Raw genomic sequence first — 530 nt, 5'->3', positions numbered from 1 at the left:
CAGCCGCCGTCCCGGGCCCGCGACGTCCCGTCCCCGTAGCGCCGGGCGGCGTCCGTCCGCCGCACGTGCCGCGCGACGAACGGAAGCCCCGCGCGGCGGCCTCCTCCTCCCGGCACGCGGCCGAACTTCTCGACGGCGCCGGGCTCCTGGACCTGCTCGACGGGGAGGACGGCTGATGACACGGCCCGGGTGGCTCTGGGCCTACGAGGGCTACGAGCCGGAGAGGGAACGTCTGCGGGAGGCCCTGTGCACCCTGGGCAACGGCTACTTCGCGACCCGGGGCGCCGCGCCCGAGACGCACGCGGGACCGGCGCACTACCCCGGCACCTACGTGGCGGGCTGCTACAACCGGCTGGTCTCCTCCGTCCAGGGCCGGGACGTGGAGAACGAGGACCTGGTCAACCTGCCGAACTGGCTGCCACTGCGCTACCGCGTCCGGCCGGCGAAGGCCCCACCCGGCCCCTGGCTGGACCCCGACCACCCCCATCTCGTCGAGCACCGGCAGTGGCTCCCCCCCCCCCCCCCCCCCC

At 76.2% G+C, this 530-nt stretch carries 1 pseudogene; it reads left to right on the top strand.

The window, feature by feature from the left end:
- Window positions 1-175: 175 nt before the first annotated feature.
- Window positions 176-530, top strand: a pseudogene (locus tag IH13_RS0113390) (glycoside hydrolase family 65 protein); the annotation flags it as partial.

The sequence above is a fragment of the Streptomyces sp. NRRL WC-3549 genome (assembly GCF_000721935.1).
Classification (GTDB): domain Bacteria; phylum Actinomycetota; class Actinomycetes; order Streptomycetales; family Streptomycetaceae; genus Streptomyces.
Note: the sequence above shows the minus strand (reverse complement) of the source record. Positions and strands in the feature narration are given on the sequence as shown.